At 35.5% G+C, this 2,015-nt stretch carries 2 protein-coding genes; both read left to right on the top strand.

Features of this window, described 5'->3' with window-relative positions; all coding sequences use genetic code 11:
• Nucleotides 1-346 (top strand): PilZ domain-containing protein (locus F6K49_RS43840; RefSeq protein WP_293108087.1); only part of this gene is annotated, 346 nt, incomplete at its 5' end.
• A gap of 1,041 nt (nucleotides 347-1,387) precedes the next feature.
• Complete coding sequence (locus F6K49_RS43835) at nucleotides 1,388-1,600, top strand: HetP family heterocyst commitment protein (RefSeq protein ID WP_070395443.1); 213 nt, start codon at nucleotides 1,388-1,390, stop codon at nucleotides 1,598-1,600.
• Nucleotides 1,601-2,015: the final 415 nt, after the last annotated feature.

Below are 2,015 nucleotides of genomic sequence, written 5' to 3'. Positions count from 1 at the left end.
ATTGGCTGGTCTCTTCTCAGCTCGTCATCCAGTCGTTAATATTAGTCGAGGAGGTTGCAGCATTTACAGTGAAAAAGCTATTCCAGTCGGTCAAGTTATCAAAATACAGTTTTTCTTGCCACAAAATCACACAGTTACTGCTACAGTTAAAGTCATGTGGTGCAAAGGTTCTAAAGGAAATTCTCTAGGAAACTATAGAGCTGGTTTAGAGTTTGTAACAGTCTCACCAGACAATCTAGATTGTCTGTTGGGTCTGCCAGCAACACCTATTTCAACGCCTCAACTTCAGCTGAATAAGTTACTAAGAAATTATCCGGCTAAGACTTCTAACACCTGCTATACCTAATCCTGACACTAAGTTGCGCTTCCAGAAAAGATATTACCCTTTTAACAGATGACGGGTGATGGGGTTAATGATTAATAGGGTAAGCAGTTACTACTGATTAATTTTAAGTATTAATTTTAAGTATTAATTTTAAGTATTAATTTTAAGTAAACTTGGTATAAGTTGCAATCAAAGATAGTTGATGTCTTGATGCAGTCGCTCATTGAAGTCCCCCCTATGAGCGACTGCATCGCTTTGTCAACGTGCTCATCAGGAGTGAACATCAAGGACAGTCAATCTTAACTATTATACCATTTTCAGTTATTAAGGCTAAAGATGATTTACTGGTAATTGGGAATTGACCAAGGAATTACCGATTAGCGATTACTACGAAACAGTATGTATTTATAACAAGCCTACACAGAAATTGGAATTATCTGATTAGTTATTTATACTGATTAACTTAATGTCAAGGAACACAAACCAGCTTGTGGTTATTAAAACGATTGACGTAGATAAGCCCACTAAAGTCAACTAATCTCTACAACTTAATCAGGCTCTTAATCACAAGTTTATGCGCCCTATTTAGTTAATTTGTGATCAAATATTTACTGGGCATTGCTTTCAAAGTAAAAAATCTGTTGATCAAGTCAAATCTTTGCCCAGTAAGGCGATAAGAGATTGGGGGGGTATTAAGCATACTATCTACATAAGGGCTCTTAATCAGTGATATCCAATAAGTTAACTGCCAGAGATTTTGTCAAGATTCATGGCAGTTTTACTGTGCTTTTTATTTCGTTGTTAATGAGTAATTATAACATTTTTGGAATGCTCATATACCTCAAAAAAAAAGTATACATAAATATACATAAATCATACTAAATCAAACCTGAACGCAAACCTAAACGTAAACCTATGGTCTAAAGAATAGATTTATACACAGCAGGATCGGTAATCTTACCATCTGCTATCATTTCAGAACTTCACCTAGCACAAGTTGCTTAGGAGTTGTTACAGTGAATTAAACCCTTTGCTTAGTTGCATCTACCTTTATATAGATTTATGAGTACTGAACAATTAAATCAAGTTATAGAAGCAATAATTTCTGGCAAGTATTCCTGGGCTTGTGTATTGATATTACGGTTTTCTGGCTACAATCCTTTGCAATATATGCCCTATCGCACTTACAATCGGTTAATCAAACAAAACTATAACTTAGGTAATCGGAATAAAACCTCATCCTCTCAACCATCAAAAATACTCAATAGGTGTTAATCATCAAGACAAGCACAATAATAAATTACTCAAAAATCCTAGGCCCTAGGCTGTGGACTTTAGATCTTAGGTATTAACCCAGGCATTAAGTACTAAAACCATTACTCATTAACCAAACACCAAACACCAAACACCAAACACCAAACACCAAACACCAAACACCAAACACCAAACACCAAACCCCTAACTCCTAAAACAAAAATCCTAATACCTATCTTTCAGGAGATTAATTTGACTAAGTAGGTGGGCTTAATTATCCGTAAAATAGCGAGTGAAATTCAAAATGCTGAAAACCTCTGTAATAAAGGGTTTCAGCTTCATTTTCGGATTTTTAGTTTTAACGTTTATTTATGCCCACCTACTTAACATATCGAAAGAGGACACGTCTGAACTCCAGGCACCATAGCTTCCGGAA

The organism is Moorena sp. SIO3I6 (genome assembly GCF_010672095.1).
The sequence above is the reverse complement of the archived record's forward strand: the minus strand, read 5'-3'. Positions and strand labels throughout refer to the sequence as shown.

Excerpts from the sequence above, each read along its gene's own strand:
- F6K49_RS43835 (WP_070395443.1), top strand. The coding sequence starts at position 1,388 with ATGAGTACTGAACAATTAAATCAAGTTATAGAAGCAATAATTTCTGGC.